At 52.3% G+C, this 15,379-nt stretch carries 12 protein-coding genes and 1 pseudogene; 5 read left to right on the forward strand and 8 right to left on the reverse strand.

Going from position 1 to position 15,379, the window contains the following annotated elements:
• The 7 genes from ACR0KC_RS21970 to ACR0KC_RS22000 all read right to left on the reverse strand — a co-directional run.
• The coding region (locus ACR0KC_RS21970; RefSeq protein ID WP_480796375.1) for a DUF1349 domain-containing protein at positions 1 to 651 on the reverse strand (651 nt) is incomplete at its 3' end.
• A gap of 153 nt (positions 652 to 804) precedes the next feature.
• Positions 805 to 2,217 (reverse strand): mannose-1-phosphate guanylyltransferase/mannose-6-phosphate isomerase, encoded by a 1,413-nt coding sequence (locus ACR0KC_RS21975; protein ID WP_480772296.1) that lies wholly within the window; start codon positions 2,215 to 2,217, stop codon positions 805 to 807.
• Positions 2,218 to 2,267: 50 nt separating this feature from the next.
• Positions 2,268 to 2,966, reverse strand: a complete 699-nt coding sequence (locus ACR0KC_RS21980; protein WP_480707660.1) for a class I SAM-dependent methyltransferase — start codon at positions 2,964 to 2,966, stop codon at positions 2,268 to 2,270.
• A gap of 205 nt (positions 2,967 to 3,171) precedes the next feature.
• Positions 3,172 to 4,053: a glycosyltransferase family 2 protein gene (locus tag ACR0KC_RS21985; protein WP_480707662.1), complete on the reverse strand. Its 882-nt coding sequence runs from the start codon at positions 4,051 to 4,053 to the stop codon at positions 3,172 to 3,174.
• Positions 4,034 to 4,870, reverse strand: a complete 837-nt coding sequence (locus ACR0KC_RS21990) for a CpsD/CapB family tyrosine-protein kinase (protein ID WP_480707664.1) — start codon at positions 4,868 to 4,870, stop codon at positions 4,034 to 4,036. Before ACR0KC_RS21990 ends, ACR0KC_RS21985 begins: the two co-directional genes overlap by 20 nt.
• 26 nt (positions 4,871 to 4,896) lie before the next feature.
• Entirely contained in the window at positions 4,897 to 6,423 is a 1,527-nt protein-coding gene (locus tag ACR0KC_RS21995; RefSeq protein WP_480707665.1) for a GumC family protein, read from the reverse strand.
• A 52-nt stretch (positions 6,424 to 6,475) separates the two neighbouring features.
• Positions 6,476 to 7,393, reverse strand: coding sequence for an ExeA family protein (locus ACR0KC_RS22000; protein WP_480707667.1), 918 nt, complete (start codon positions 7,391 to 7,393; stop codon positions 6,476 to 6,478).
• Positions 7,394 to 8,013: 620 nt separating this feature from the next.
• Between ACR0KC_RS22000 and ACR0KC_RS22005 the strand changes: the two genes are divergently transcribed.
• Positions 8,014 to 8,718: a VPLPA-CTERM sorting domain-containing protein gene (locus tag ACR0KC_RS22005; protein ID WP_480707669.1), complete on the forward strand. Its 705-nt coding sequence runs from the start codon at positions 8,014 to 8,016 to the stop codon at positions 8,716 to 8,718.
• 63 nt (positions 8,719 to 8,781) lie between these two features.
• A pseudogene (locus tag ACR0KC_RS22010) lies at positions 8,782 to 8,933 on the forward strand (IS3 family transposase); the annotation flags it as partial.
• 227 nt (positions 8,934 to 9,160) lie between these two features.
• On the opposite strand, the gene ACR0KC_RS22015 reads toward ACR0KC_RS22010, so the two are convergent.
• Positions 9,161 to 11,557, reverse strand: a complete 2,397-nt coding sequence (locus tag ACR0KC_RS22015) for a right-handed parallel beta-helix repeat-containing protein (RefSeq protein WP_480772297.1) — start codon at positions 11,555 to 11,557, stop codon at positions 9,161 to 9,163.
• 462 nt (positions 11,558 to 12,019) lie between these two features.
• Between ACR0KC_RS22015 and ACR0KC_RS22020 the strand changes: the two genes are divergently transcribed.
• From ACR0KC_RS22020 to ACR0KC_RS22030, 3 genes are all read left to right on the forward strand, one after another.
• Positions 12,020 to 13,204 carry a polysaccharide pyruvyl transferase family protein gene (locus ACR0KC_RS22020; protein ID WP_480772298.1) on the forward strand — a complete coding sequence of 395 codons (1,185 nt, stop codon included), beginning with the start codon at positions 12,020 to 12,022 and terminating at the stop codon, positions 13,202 to 13,204.
• 107 nt (positions 13,205 to 13,311) lie between these two features.
• The gene (locus tag ACR0KC_RS22025; protein WP_480772303.1) at positions 13,312 to 14,430 is read left to right on the forward strand and encodes a Coenzyme F420 hydrogenase/dehydrogenase, beta subunit C-terminal domain; all 1,119 of its coding nucleotides are present in this window, start codon (positions 13,312 to 13,314) and stop codon (positions 14,428 to 14,430) included.
• A gap of 256 nt (positions 14,431 to 14,686) precedes the next feature.
• Positions 14,687 to 15,364: a sugar transferase gene (locus tag ACR0KC_RS22030; protein WP_480707674.1), complete on the forward strand. Its 678-nt coding sequence runs from the start codon at positions 14,687 to 14,689 to the stop codon at positions 15,362 to 15,364.
• Positions 15,365 to 15,379: the final 15 nt, after the last annotated feature.

Here is a 15,379-nt window from a genome sequence, read left to right on the forward strand (position 1 = left end):
CCCGTCATCCGCCGCATCCGGCGCGGTGTTGGATGGAGGTATGATTGTGCCATCCTCGTTCACGATCGGGTCAGCGCTGTTCTCGAAGTAATCCACCTGCGCGGTGTAGCCTGAAGCCGAGCCGGTATTCCCTGCGTAAACACCGGCTTGCGACACGGTCAAATCATGCGTGAAACTACCTGCAGTGATCCAGCTGCTGCCATCCAGTGAGTATTCAAACGTCCAAACATCACCAGAGCGATCAACCCGCAAATAAGGGGCCGTGCCTTCGGGGAGGGCTGTCCGGAGGGCCTGGCTCGAGGCTCCATCCACGGTAATCGCCGCAAATGCATAAAGCTTACTGCCATCCGAATACGTGCCAAACCGCAACCAGTTGTCGGCGTCCTGCTCAACCAGCAAACCCTGCAACTGATACCTCTCAGTCGGAGTGGTCAAAAAACGCGTCCCGATCTGAAAATCCGTGTCCGAGGTCGCCTGCATCGCGCGCGCGCCATTATTGGTGTTCCAAACGTCATAATTGCCGTCCGGTGTCACCAGCTCTAGATACGCATCCGATGCATTCGTCCCTAGCGTGTGTGAAATACCCGCCGGACCCTCAATACTCCAAACAGAAGCTAATACATTAGATGCAAAATCGTCGGAAACACTCATTAAAACCCCGCAATACAGGCACTCATTCAACACGCAGAAGCGGGCATCAACACGGCCCTACTGCATTATAACACAGTTTCGAACCCCGCTGCAGCCCTGTTTCTGGCACCGCCTCTCGTGACCTTTGATGAATCACGTAAATATGATGGCCTGTCAGCTTCGGTTATAGACATCTTCATACCTCACGATATCATCCTCACCCAGATAAGGACCTGTTTGAACTTCGATCAGGTACATTGGCAATTTACCCGGGTTCTCCAGACGATGAACCGCACCCAAGGGGATATAGACGGCTTCATTCTCGGACAGGAGCTTGACCTCATCGCCAACCGTAACGCGGGCGGTGCCACCAACCACAACCCAGTGTTCCGACCGATGCACATGGCTTTGCAGGCTTAGAATGCCGTCCGGCTTAACCATGATGCGCTTTACCTGAAAGCGCTCGCCCAGACACAGCGTTTCATACCATCCCCAGGGGCGGTGGAAGCGTGGATAATCTGTGGCCTGAGAGATTCCCGCCCGCTTCAACGAGCTGACAACTTTTCCAACATCGCCCGCGCGGGCCATATCCGTGACCAGAATCGCATCACGCGTGGCAATCGCAGCGATACCCTTCAGCCCTAGGCCAACCAGTTGTGTGCTATCATCCTCGTTCCGTAGAAGCGTGTTCTGACAATCGACCGCCGTTGCGGAGCCCATAACCGCCAAGTCTTTACCATTCGACTTCAGCATTGAATGGAACGTGTCCCAACGATCCAGATTGGGCCAGATGGCCGACAGCTGTACCGAGACGACATCATTGGTGTCTGTAAAAATCAGGTCTTCAATCGAAATGGCGGCAGTACCCCGAAAGAGCTCAGCATTCAGTTTGACACACCCGGTTTCATACTCGGCTTGTTGCAAAGCTTCCCGGCAGGCGTCCAGTGCCTGAGGTGTATGCCGTTTGAATCTTTCGAGAATATCTGCAACCCGAAACAATAACAGCCCAGTATGCCAAAGACTGCAATTATCTTCCAGAAGTCCAGCAACCTGCTGTTCGTCTGGATTTTGTAAAAACCCTGACACCGACGTAGCCTTTCGGCCGTTGATCGGGCTAGCAAACTGCAGATATCCGCGCCCAGTCTCCGGGCGATCAGGCGCTACCCCGAATGTAACCAGCTTGCCGTTTTGAGCAGCGTCTAGACCGATTTCAACCGCATCAAGCAAAGCGTCGCTCTCACAAAGTAGACAATCTGACGGCGCGACAAGCAGAATGGCGTCTTGGGCCTCTTCATAGGCTAGCGCCGCAGCCAGAACGGCAGGCGCGGTGTTTCGGGCCTCAGGTTCTAAAATGATACGACCATCAGACAGCCCCAAAGCTGTAATTTGGTCTTTGACCAGAAATTCAAAATCGCGACATGTCAGGAAGGTCGGTGCATCGAACGTCGGACCCGTCAGCTTTTGGCAAACCTCTTGAAACAGGCTGCGCCCATCTACGAATTCAACGAATTGTTTCGGATAGGCCTGGCGTGAGCTTGGCCACAACCGGCTACCTGTTCCTCCGCAAAGAATGACTGGATGAATCATATGCATGCTCCAATTGCGTCACGTGCCCGGTAGGGCCAACCTTCAGAAATCTAAACGACACCCAAAGTTTCTTTTTTACCGATAGGAAGGCGCTCGAGAGGGTTCAGTTTAAGCTCGGCTGCCTGAATGGCATCGGTTTCAAACGGATTATAAAGATCGGGCGAAAATCCGGCGCGACCCATCCTACCCAGAAAATCCTGTCGGTCATAAATCCGCACATGGTCCCACTGTCCGAACCTACGGTCTTGTTCTGGAGGGTCGCTCACTGCGGGGTCTTCATCGGTTCCTCTACCATCAATCGCATAGGGCGTCAGCAACAGAGCAGTGCCCGAGGGTTTAAGTACCCGGTACAACTCGCTGAAGGCGGCTGCGTCGTCGGGAACATGCTCAAGAACGTGGCTGCAAATAATAATGTCAAACGTATCATCGGGAAAATTCATCCCGGTGATGTCCGCAATCTGAAATCCCTCGATATGTCGATAGCGACTGGCATCGATATCCGTCCCCACATAGTCAACATCGGGTTGGCGCTTTATCCAGAGATAAAGGCCATGGTCCGGTGCTATGTGCAATACTTTAAGGGGTTTCTGCCCGATTGGCGTATGCTTTTGCAGAAACAGCATCATCATCCGGGTCCGGTCGCAGCCGTGGCAAACTGGGCAGCGGTCGCTTTTGCGCAGCATTCCGCCGACCACCTGACGCCGGTCCAGCACCTCGGCCCCGCCGCCATGACTGTAGAAAGAGCGCACTGGGTTGGTACACAGCACACATGTCAAACTGCTTCCCTTAAAGAGCAGCTTCCTGAGCTCGAACCTCACCGGTTGCGGCAGCTTGTTAGTGATCTGCCTTATTCTGTCCTTTATGAGCATATTGTTGAACCTCTTTTAAAAATATCGTTGACCATGCCCCCTCAAACTCATGGACTTTTTAACATTCGAAATAACAAGGCCATGATCAAAAACAGTCTTTTCTAACAAAAATTGCCTGCCTCAGCATCCAGACCATGCGGGTCATGCGCAGCCGTACAAGCGTTGAAAACGCCCGGGCACGTTCACCTGGACTGTCCAGTTTCGCGCTAAAAAACACTGTGATACCATGAGGTAAGATGCTGGGCAGCATGGCTAGGGCCCGCAGAGCCCAACCGCATCTTTTCCGGCGAGTCTGGCAATTAGTGCCAAAGCTCTCGGATGTCAGCCGCGCCCATTTTTTCCTCAGATGTACCCAGTCGCTTCTTGTTGGGTGCGAAACGCGCAAATCCGGTGCATAGGCGATTTTGTACCCCTTGGCTCGAGCACGAGCGCACCAGTCTAAATCCTCGGACACATCAGGGTTAAACTCGCCAACGTCGTCAAACACGCTGCGTCTAGTCAGCAAATTGGCCGTCACCGAAAACCCCTTGCGCTCAATATAGGCCCTGTTGTTAAAGGCAAAAACGGATTCGAAAGCCTCAGCCCCGCTGCGCGGTGGAGGCGTTTCATCGAAAACATCCACCCTGCCGCCAATCAGATCCCCCCCAAGCGTAACCCGGCGCGCGACCTGCAGCCAGTTCGGTCCGGCGACACAATCTGCATCAATGAAAAAGAGCAGCGGGGCCTGCGTTTCCTGCACACCGCGGTTTCGTGCCGCCGCCGCCCCTTTTTGCGTCTCAACCAAAAACCGGACCGATGGATAGCGTTCCTGAATTTCAGTCAATGGCAGTGAGGAGCCGTTATCCACAACAACAATTTCCACACCAGTTCGATCATTTCCCATCAAGGCGGCCAGACAGCGATCCAGCCGGTCAAAATCATTATAATGGGGAATAATGACTACAGCCTCAACTGCTTCCATACCCATACCCATATCCATATGTTCCGTCTGCGTAATGGCACTTATTCAGTGCAACACCCATCACATTGGTTAGTTCTGCCAACTGGTGCTCGGCCAGATTCACCTGATCAATGGTGGTGCGCTCAGCCTCGGCGATAAGCAGTGCGCAGTCCACATTTCCCAAAAAACCAAAATTATCATCAACCTCCATCAAAGGTGGCATATCCAGGAGCACGATGTCGGGTTTAAAATTGACCTCGACAGCCTCCAGCGCTTCGATAGCCTTGCCGCTTTGCAAGATTTCCGCAGCATTTGGAACTGTGTGGCTGTTGAAACCAAACGCCAGATTGCTGCCCAGCCGTTGACCGTGCTCGGAAAACGGCACCGCACCTTGCAGTACATCGCCCATCGTATACTGGCAGGTTTGGTCAAGTATCTTTCTAAGTCCGCCATGCCGCAAATCTAGGTCTAGAACCATGGTACGCAAATCGGATTGACGCTCGAAGCTAAACGCAAGATTCGCCGCTGTGGTACTTTTCCCGCAGGCACTGTGAGGCGAAACCAGAGCGATCCGCCTCCATCCATGCAGGCGGCATTGCTGCAGTATACGAGTGCGTAACATGTCAAAAGGTCCTGCAGCGACGCTGTTCGTGCCTGCCACCAGCCGGTTCTGGGCAATGGTTTGAGGAGACACCGTAATTTCGGGTAGCCCTTGCCAAAGCTCCGCAACGCTCTGTTCAGCAGGTTGCTCCTCCGGTGTGATCGGTTCAGCCACCTGCTTAAGCTGGCTAGCTTTATGGCGTTGTGCCCGTGCCTTTTCTATGGCGACCTGTAGTTTTTCCATTGAGCGCTACCCTTTCCTGCCGCCAATCACCAGCGCACGCCGATTTTGTCCATGACCTGATCTGCAACCAGATCCAAAGGCTGATAATAAGTGTGCAACGCATAAACGCCTAAAGACACACCAACCAAAATCACCACAAGCCGCACCACTTTGAAACCTCGCCTGCGCCAAACCTCACCTGGTGTCGAAATATAAGGAATGGTCGCCAGTGGCGTGATACCGAGCTTGGCCACCAAATCCTCGGGCCGCCGGATCGAGCGGTTCAGCAGTTCAAGCAGCAGTACCACGCCCAGCCCGGCCAAAATGCCAACGAAACTGCCCCCTCCCGCGATCATAGCTCGGTTAGGTTTAGAGGGTCGATTCGGTGCAACAGGAGGTTCGATCACCGAAACGCGCTGGCCCTGCGCCGTTACCTCGATCCGCTCGCCCGTGCTGGCCCTAGACAGACGTTCGACCGCCAGATTATATTGCTGCTGTATATTGTCCCGGTCCTGTGTCAGTTCCTCGACCCGGATCGACGTGGCCGGAGTGCGGTTGATCGTGACCGTGAGTTTATCTAGCTGGGATTGTGTCGACCGCCGCTGTCCTTCCAGCACATTGATGCGCGACGCAATTTCAGCCAGTTGCGCGTCCAGAAAAGCATTTCCAGTGGCTTCTTGCTGTTCTTCCGGCTCAGGCCGAACTGTTTTTTCCAATTCAGCAATACGCGCCTGCAAAACCTTTACGCGCGGATTTTCCTCGGAATAGATGGCCAGTGCCTCGCTCAACTGACGCTTAAGTGCCTCAAGCTGCTGAACTTCCGCCGATTGCGCCGTTGCTGTATATCCGCTCACACGTCCGGTTGTTTCGAAAATCAGAACCAGATTCTGCTGTTGGTCTTCAAAGCCGATGATTTCGCGCTCAATCTGTGCCAGACGCTCCTGTAAAAGCGTCTGCTGACTGAGCTTGTAATCTAGGCTTTCCGGCAGCGCATCCGAGTTCTCAGTCTTAAATGCAAGAAGGCGGGCATTACGTTCAGCCAGTTTTTCACTCAGCCGCGCCACTTCCTGTTCAAAGAACTCCAGCGTCTGCGCAGCGCGACCGGTGCGCGATTCCACATCCTCCTGCTGAATCAGATTCAGATAGTCATTTAGAACGCTGGCAGCGATGGCACCTGTACGGGCCTCGAAGCTGATTTGCATTAGAGGAATCGGATCCCGCCGACCGCTTGCGCGCACCGTCGTGCGCGCCCGCATCGCTTCGACAATCCGATCCGGCGTCATACGGGTAATATCGACAAACACCTTCTGATCATTAGCTATCTCAAGAAGATTGGCACGGGTGAGTAGACGTTGTTCAAGAATCTCGAGCTGTTGCTGGGCCGGGGTGCGCACCGTCGACGCAGCCAATTCATCCGGAATGCGTGGAGCTTCGACAATCAGCCTCGTTTCGGCAACGTAGGCCGGAGGAAGAGAATACGCAATAATAATTGCAGTCGCGCTGATCACCGTTGTGACAAGCACGAAAATGGGCAGGCGCCGCAAAAAAAGCGACCAGTAATACTTGATATCCACGTTCAACCTCTCCGCCGCCAGCCAACCTGCAACGGACTACAAATCTGTACGATCATCCCGCCTGTTCCTCAGGTGGCACTTGTTCATTTTTGCCAAGCCTCAGCACTTGGCACTCCCCCTTCTTGCTCTCTTCCGGCAAAGACAGAGCGCCAAAAAACACGCCATCATCCAAGACGTTTTCCACGATTCTTAAGGATACCTCCGAAAGACCGTCGCTCCATGCATACAGCAAGGCGAATTCGCAAAGCTGATTGACCAATCTGGGAATGCCTGCTGTTGCATCATGGATCAGGTTGCATGCCTGTTCCGAGAATTCCCGTCCCGTACCACCCGCGACCTGCAAGCGGTGCGCGACGTAATCCTCAACGGTTGCACGATCCATGCCTGGCAGATGAAAGCTCGCCGCCACCCTCTGGGCAAGTTGTCGCATGCTCGGGTCCAAAACCATGTCCCGCAATTCGGGCTGACCCACCAAGACAAGCTGAATGAGTTCATCTTTGTTCGCATTCACATTGGTTAGCATGCGTAACTCTTCCAGGCCTTCGCGGGACAGGTTCTGTGCCTCGTCAAAAATTAGTACAACGCGGCGACCGGCGGCATACTCGGCGACTAGAAAATCCTGCAGTTTCTGAAAAAGCTGCACATATGGCGCGCGCGGGTTGACCGGGACATCCAAAGCGTTCAGGACCCATTGCAGCATCTCACCCCGGCCACGCTGCGCGTTTGAAATGAGCCCTGTGGTGACATCACGGTCCATCTGGCTAAGCAGCTTCTGGATCAGGGTAGTCTTTCCCGACCCGATTTCACCAGTGATCAATGTGATGGGGGCACGGGACAGAATGCCAAATTCCAGCACCATAAAGGCGCGTTTATGCGGCTCTGACCAAAACAGAAACCCCGGATCGGGCAGCAGGGTGAACGGCCGCTCGGTCAATCCGAATTGTTCAACATAAAGATCACTTGAGCTCATGCGACCGACAACTTTTTTAACCAACTAAACTCAACTCGACGATGGCATAAGATACCCCGAAAAATCATGCCAAAATAACCCACGCAATGCCTAAGCGCCAGAATAGCACAATCTTAACACGATTGTAGCGCTATCGGTTATCGCCGCATACCCTCTGAACCTATTTTCTCGGCTATCCGGATAGATTAACTATTCGATATTAAGGTTTTTTTTGAATTTCTCGGGCGATATTAGCGGCAGCCGTCCGTGCGCGAACAAATATTGAAGCATACAAAGTTCTCTCAAAAATCGACCTTTGTGCCTTAATCATCAACAATGAACAGAGCATTCAAAGAAACCCGCGCGCTCATCTTGGGCTTTCACGAAGCCGGGCGACGAATACGGAGCATCCGTACAACCTCTAAGTGTTAAAGCAAAAAAACGCTACATCACCTATTTTTTTCGGCGCACCATTCCATGGAAACAGCCTTAAAGTGTCGCAAATCTTGTCAAAACTTTGTCAAAGCCCTTCCAAGACCGAATAAAACAGAATATGCTGAGGGCGTATGGGCTTTACATAAAGCTACTTGGTCGTTGTTGACCAGTTAACAATTTAAATGTTGCTGTGAGGTGTATTGAAAATGAAGATAAAGAAAATGTTGGCCATTGCAGCCGTTATTTCGGTGGCAGTGGCTGGATCTGCATCAGCCCTCACGGTTAAGATGAACGGCCCTGCGGCGGGATCGTATGAGAACGTGTATCTGAACGTTGCTGGCCTTGGATCGGGCAACGTTCCTACGGGAGCCTTCAGCCTGCAAGACAGAACCCCTGCTTCAAATAACCAGTTTAAAAACTTTGTTGCATTTTGCTTGGATTTGGCTTCGCCGGCACCGTATGGCAAGCGAAATTATTATTCACTGACCGACACTCCGTTTATGCGGGGTGTCAACCTGCTGACAAACGGTGCTATCGATCGCATTCAGGCTCTTTTTGACGCGAATTTCAGCCAAGCCCTGGCCACGGATAGCAGCATTACATCAGCCGCCTTCCAAGTCGCGCTATGGAATGCCGTTTACGATACTGACTATGACGCCAGCATCGGCTCGTTCAAAGCGTCCGGGAATACCAGTGTGGTGGATTTGGCCAATAGCTACCTGGCGGCAGCAAGCGCATATGCTGGTGGAGATAAAAAATGGGATCTAAGCTATCTTGAAAATACAAACCGCAAGCAACGTCAGAATTTGGTTACAGCATCGGCAGTTCCTCTACCTGCAGCGGGCCTGATGTTGCTGGGTGCGTTGGGGGGGCTGACCCTTCTGCGCAGACGTCGACAGACCACTGCCTAATGCTCATATCGGTAATCATCTATCAAAGAGCCGCTGGAAGCGGCTCTTTTTGTATGGATCCTTAATGCCGAGCTCACATGGCGGCAGTCATGGCCGACACTCAGAGCTGTGAAATTCGCCATTTTCTAATACATCAACGGGTTCTACAATCCGCAACGAAGGCACTCAGCATTGGGTTGGAAAGTCCGGCCGCATTCGAACGGAATGTGGCCTAAACGAGCACTTGGGGCGGCGCTAATACGGGACACGTCCAATGAGTGTCTTTTTGGTTGTTTTACCTATCATTACACTCTGTGCCCTGAGAGAAACACGACCTGGGCAATGGCTCCAAGCCGTATCTTTCGGCTTGGTGAAAGATTTTGTTGTTTCGCAGATTTCTCAACAAGAAAACCGCCTGAGTAAAGCCCCGGCGGTTTTCTGTTTTCATTTGTCCGATCTACTCTCAGACGATCAGGTCGCCACTGTCGAGTGGCAGAACTTGATCATAAATGGCAACCTCGGTCATTGTGCCATCAAAAGCCCGTGTCACTTCGCTACCACCATCGGAACTGCCCCACCCAAGTCCACCAAGCTGCAGGTTCTGTTGGTTACTAGTCAGCTCGAAGTCAAAGTCTTTGACCGCTACAAGCTGACCATTTACTGCTAGGCCTATCTTGCCGTCTCCGAACCAGGTCTGAACATCATAGTCCTCGTTGGCATTGACACCGTCGAAGGTCAGATAAGCGTCGCTATCCTCATCTTGGAAGCGCAGGACCAAATCATCCCCCTTCAGCATGACTGACAAGTGATTACCACCGCCGACGTAATGGCTGGCGTCCTTGGACAACAGACCTTGTGTACCCTTCAGATCATCTGCATTAAACGTAAATGCGATTGTGCCTTCAGCCAATTCAAGATCTGAGTCGTGTTCCAGATTAACAATGTTACTTTTTCTGCCGTAAAATTCGACCTCATCTGCTTCGAACACGGCATTTACGTTGTTTTCACCCGCAGGATTTCCAGGATCTGTGACGTCCGGATCGGTCGTGCCAGGATCTGTGACGTCCGGATCGGTCGTGCCAGAATTTTCATCGGGCAGCGGCTTGGAGTCATATATGAAATCCTTCATCTGCTGAGGAGACCACTTACCTTCAACGATGACTACATCAGAGATTCCGCCGTCGAACACATTCTTAAAGCCTCCCTGGCCAGACTGGCTTGCCCAGCCTAGTGCTCCAACCTGAAAATGCTCAACGTTGTTTGCCCAGTCCATCGAGAAATCTGCAGTGTGGACCTGCTCCCCATCCAGCCAGATGCCGACTGTGTCATTCCCGAAAGAAATCTGCAGATCGTAGTCCGTATTGGCCATGATCCCATCGATCCGGGCGATCTCGTCACCGGCTCCATCCTGGAAACGCACGACCAAGGTGCCGTTGTCGATATAGGCTGCAAAGTGATTGCCACCGCCCACATAGTAGCTGGCATCTTTCGAGATCAGCCCCATTTTCCCGGAAACAGTATCCGCCTTGAAGCTCAGTGAGATGGTTCCCGACGTCAGTTCCATGTCTTTGTTATGGGCCACTTCAACAACATCCGACGCGCGGCTGATACTCTTCGTGCCCAGCATACTAAAGGCAGTGCCTTCAATTTGGTTGGTATCGATGCTGCCCTGCTCACTCGAGCCACCGCCGCCCGCCTCACCGGCGTCATCAACCTCCGAACCGCTACTTCCAGAGCCTTCGGAACCGTCATCTATGTAATCACCGGAGCCTGTGCCCGGATTGGTCGTACCAGGATTGTTGGAAGATGTGCCGTTGAGCAGTTCCATCAATCGATCATAAGCCCCGTGAGTTTCCGCCAAGCTACCCTCGATCGGGCGTAAGTCTTCGAGAGTGACGCCGAGACCTTTGTCTGCATTCACGAAAAGGTCATTATAGTGATTAATGTCATTCTCATCATCCCATTGCGCAACGACATTCGACCCAGACGTACCACCATTCAGGTGTGTATACAGATTGTTCTCGACAACAGTCCCTGACGGCACTCGAATACCGGCAGCATTGTGCCCCAAATCCGGCGTAGTCAGAAGCGTATTGTCCCTGACCGTAATGCCGGACCCTTCGAGGACGAAAATCGAGTTGTATTTGCCCGAGTAGATGATGTTCTGCTCAATCAATATGTTTGTATATGTGGCATCATCCAGGAAAATACCCTGCGCTCGCTCATTATTTTGTGCAAGATAGACATTGCCGCGAAAAACCACGTCTGTGGCGCTACCTTGGAACTGGAGAAAATCAGCGTGGGCTTCCGGGGTAGGGAACAGATGGCCACCACCTACGTTGTTTTCCCATAGACCGTTGGTGATGCTGCCGCCCTTGTAGAAGTCGTATGAGATGTAATCCACAAGGTTTTCAGTAACTTCGACACCTGTTGTGCTAAAGATGGTAATACCCACCCCAACATGATGGACATAGTTGTTATCGATCTGCAGGTTGGTGTTCCCATCTTTGGCATAGATGCCATATGTGCCTTCCCGGGCGCCGTCACCAATAATCTCTGAGTTCATGATAGAGATATTGTCACTGGAATTGATCTCAACCAGCTTGGCTCCGGCCTCCGGTCCTTTTTCGACCTTCACACCGTCGATTCGTATGTAGCTCGAATTCCCGAACTCGACCTCCTGCAGAACAGCCCTGTTATTGGCATCCGCAGATTTGATCGTCACATAATCGTTGAACTTGATGTTCCGCAAATCGACGGCGCCATAGTTGCCAGCTTCAAGGAGGATCGTGTCGCCTCCATCCGCGGATGACAAAGCTTTCATCAGCTCTGCTTCGTTCGATACATAAATCTCAGTCATAGCGTGTTCCGCTCTCTCCGTTGGCCATCGCGCATCCCCATGAGCGCGTCTCGACCGTCCAGCCTAAAAACGGCAACACCTGACTCCCGATCAGACAGCCGCCTCATTTTCGTGTGGGCGAGAAATTCCAATCCAAGTGCATCCCCAGCACGTGGATAACTGGTTACCTGCTGCGCTTTGAAAGCGCTCCTGCTTCTGCCTCCGTTTTAGTGGCGCCTCATTGCCCCTCATTCAGCAACAAACCGAGGTTCGCATAACAATTGGTTCCGATTGCGGCAACTTATTGACCTGCAAAGGGCGATATTCTGGGCAAAGACCTGCCAATGCCATATTGAGGCAAGAAGATTTTTGCCTATTTTCTATGCTCAGGGCTCAACAGAGCTATGAAATCTCAGTTTGTGCCTACTGCATTCTCTTCGGTATAAATTGTGTGATCGGCTATCGAGTAGAAAAGATTTTAGCATGATACATTCTTCGCGTAGAGCCCGGATCGGGCTGGTTTGGCACTCAATGAACTCCAGCAATCTGGGAGTTGGCGCACTGACTCTGGCGAATATCGCCATTATCGAAGACGCAGCGCAGCAGGCTAAAGTCACTCCTGAATTTGTTATCCTTGGCTGGTCGGATCCAAATCCTGACTATTTGCAGCGGGATGATGTCAGGTTTGTCGGGCTTCGGCTGAAAGACTTCCTCAAACCGTCCGGTGGGCTTTATAGCCAACTGCGCGAGTGTGACATTGTTATGGATATCGGCGCGGGTGATAGTTTTGCCGATATTTATGGTCTAAAACGGTTTGGAACGGTTGTCGGATCCAAAATTCTGACGATTCTATCACGCCGCCCACTTATTCTGAGCCCGCAGACAATCGGGCCGTTTCAGAGGGCGTGGGTCAGAAAGCTGGCCTTGATGGTCATGAAGAAATCCGACATCGTCTCAAGCCGTGACGATCTGTCTACGCAGTTTCTGCGAGATATGGGATTTGACCGGCACATCGTCGAAGCCAGTGATGTCGCTCTCCGGCTTCCGTTTACCAAACCTAACAGAACCGGAGATGACACCAAGATCAGGATCGGCCTAAATGTTTCCGGCCTGCTTTTTAATGGTGGATACTCTCGGGACAACATGTTCGGTTTGCGTGCGCCTTATGCCGAAACCATCCGGGAATTGCTGCAATGGCTGACCTCGGTCCCCGAATATGAGGTCCATCTGGTCCCTCACGTTATCTCGGATTGGTCCCAGGTCGAGGACGATTTTCGGGTCAATCAGACTCTGGCCATAGAATTTCCCAATGTTACACTGGCCCCGAAATTCTCCAATCCAATCGACGCCAAGTCTTACGTCGCAGGTATGGATTTCTTTGCCGGCGCGCGCATGCATGCCTGTATCGCAGCGTTTTCTTCCGGTGTACCCGTCCTACCTATGGCCTATAGCCGCAAATTCGCAGGGTTGTTCTCGTCTATGGGCTATGACTCCATTGCAGATTTCAAAGAGGAGAGTTCAGACGAAATTCTCGCTAAGTTTCGCCAGTCCCTCGACAACAGGACAGCCCTGCGCCTGCAGGCAAAAGCCAGCCTGCAGCGAGGTCTTGAACGACTGAAAACCTATGAGGCTTCAATAACAGACTGTCTACGCGCCTCTCAGCGATAATCTCGGGAGGAGTTTTTATGACATCGCCGACCCTGAAAAAAATAGCCAAAGGTAATCTGTGTACAGGATGCGGTGCCTGCTCGGGCTTGGCGCCGAATGCCGTTGGCATGACAATATCCCCGGACGGTTTTCTTCGCCCCGTTCAAATTGCAGACTTGACTACAGAACAGGAAGCTGCCGTTGCCGCCGTCTGTCCCGGCTTGGGCTACGACCAAGATAACCAAACCCAACAGCATATTCTTTGGGGCCCGATTGTCAGCGTGTATGAGGGCTATGCAACGGATCCTAAAATGCGGTACAGAGCGTCATCTGGCGGCGGTTTGTCGGCCATTCTGCATCATCTCGTCTCCTCTAGCTCTGTGGATTATGTTTTGCAGACGGGGGCTGACCCGGTTTTGCCCATCGGAAACCAAACCGTTCTGAATGCGGATTTTGAAGCCATATCGCGGGCCTCGGGGTCGCGATATGCTCCCTCGGCCCCTCTTACTAAAATCGACCAACTGCTGAATACGAATTGCAGATATGCGTTCGTAGGTAAGCCTTGTGACATTGCCGCACTGCGGGCACTAGAAAAACGTGACCCGCGCGTGAAAGACCACTTTCCTTATATGTTGTCTTTCTTTTGCGCAGGAGTACCCAGCCTGTCAGGCGCCCGGGGGATTCTGGCTGCACTGGGCATTAAAGAGGAGAACATTGCCGCTTTTCAGTATCGCGGCAATGGATGGCCCGGGTTTGCAACGGCAACATGCTTGGACGGGGGACAGAAGCAGATGAGCTATGCCGACAGTTGGGGCGGCATTCTGTCCAAACACCTGCAACTCCGCTGCAAACTCTGCCCGGACGGAACCGGGGGACTGGCCGATGTTGTCTGCGCCGACGCGTGGGAAACCGACGACAGGGGCTATCCTCTGTTTAACGAACAGGATGGTATCAGCCTGATCATGAGCCGGACAGCAAAGGGGGATACCCTGATACAGGACGCGGCTGAGAGCAAACGCATCGTGCTTTCCGATTTCGACATCTCCAGACTTGAAAACATCCAGCCGGGGCAAACGCAGAAACGACGCTATACGATTGCACGCGTTTACGCTCTACGCCTTCTGGCGAGGCCTTGGCCTCGGTTCCGGGGGTTTTATCTTACCCGAAACGCCGCACACGCGGGCATCTGGCCCAACGTCAAAAATTTTCTTGGAATCTGCCGCCGCGCCTTCCAGGGCAAACTCTAAAGAGCAGGTTATGCAGCGATATTCCTGCATAGAATGCAGGCGGGTGACAATAATATTAGACCTGATGTACAAAACACCTGAATTCCTCTTTGAAAAGTGGCAGGAATCGGATAAAAATTTAGCTTAGTTATATGAGAATACCCTGTAATCGGGGTGGCAGTGTTCAAGACCAGCTAAACTGTTGTGCGGTCTTTGAGGTTAATGAGTGGGCAGGCCGCAATTGAGCGGCAGTGTTAATGCCGGAGTATAGTTGATTATGACGAGTTACATTAAGGGTGCCAGTGCAGTTGAGCAGGATGCCTCAGTCTATAGCCGATCACAGAAACAAAGTCTGTATTCCATTTGGGGAAAGCGGGTATTGGATATTGCGTTTGTTATTCTATCCGCCCCAATCTCACTGTTTCTGATTGCAATCATGGCCGTGTTGGTCATGCGCGATGGTGGTAGCCCATTTTTTACCCAACAGCGAGTTGGCAGGGACGGCAAGTCGTTCCGTATGTTCAAAATCAGAACCATGATGGCAGATGCCGACAAACGTCTGGCAACCTATCTTGCCCAAAACCCCACGGCCCACGCTGAATGGAAACGCGACCAGAAGCTCAAAAACGACCCCCGCATCACTCGTGTCGGCAAGCTGTTGCGCCGTACTTCGCTGGATGAGTTACCTCAACTCTGGAATGTTTTACGGGGAGATATGTCTATCGTTGGGCCGCGTCCGATGATGACCGACCAAAAGGTACTCTATCCGGGTCGTGCTTATTTTGAACTGCGCCCGGGCATTACCGGACCATGGCAGGTTTCGGATCGAAACATGACCAGTTTCGCAGCCCGTGCAGAATACGACAACCGTTATCTGGCAGACCTTTCGGCCGGAAAAGACCTGTCCATCCTGATGCGCACGGTATCGGTTGTTCTGCGGTGCACAGGATATTGAAGATAGGCAGTCTTT

The organism is Ruegeria sp. CF3, assembly GCF_056537365.1.

Excerpts from the sequence above, each read along its gene's own strand:
- ACR0KC_RS22030 (WP_480707674.1), top strand. The coding sequence starts at position 14,687 with ATGACGAGTTACATTAAGGGTGCCAGTGCAGTTGAGCAGGATGCCTCA.
- ACR0KC_RS21975 (WP_480772296.1), bottom strand. The coding sequence starts at position 2,217 with ATGATTCATCCAGTCATTCTTTGCGGAGGAACAGGTAGCCGGTTGTGG.
- ACR0KC_RS21985 (WP_480707662.1), bottom strand. The coding sequence starts at position 4,053 with ATGGGTATGGAAGCAGTTGAGGCTGTAGTCATTATTCCCCATTATAAT.
- ACR0KC_RS22005 (WP_480707669.1), top strand. The coding sequence starts at position 8,014 with ATGAAGATAAAGAAAATGTTGGCCATTGCAGCCGTTATTTCGGTGGCA.
- ACR0KC_RS22025 (WP_480772303.1), top strand. The coding sequence starts at position 13,312 with ATGACAATATCCCCGGACGGTTTTCTTCGCCCCGTTCAAATTGCAGAC.
- ACR0KC_RS22015 (WP_480772297.1), bottom strand. The coding sequence starts at position 11,557 with ATGACTGAGATTTATGTATCGAACGAAGCAGAGCTGATGAAAGCTTTG.
- ACR0KC_RS21990 (WP_480707664.1), bottom strand. The coding sequence starts at position 4,870 with ATGGAAAAACTACAGGTCGCCATAGAAAAGGCACGGGCACAACGCCAT.
- ACR0KC_RS22000 (WP_480707667.1), bottom strand. The coding sequence starts at position 7,393 with ATGAGCTCAAGTGATCTTTATGTTGAACAATTCGGATTGACCGAGCGG.
- ACR0KC_RS22020 (WP_480772298.1), top strand. The coding sequence starts at position 12,020 with ATGATACATTCTTCGCGTAGAGCCCGGATCGGGCTGGTTTGGCACTCA.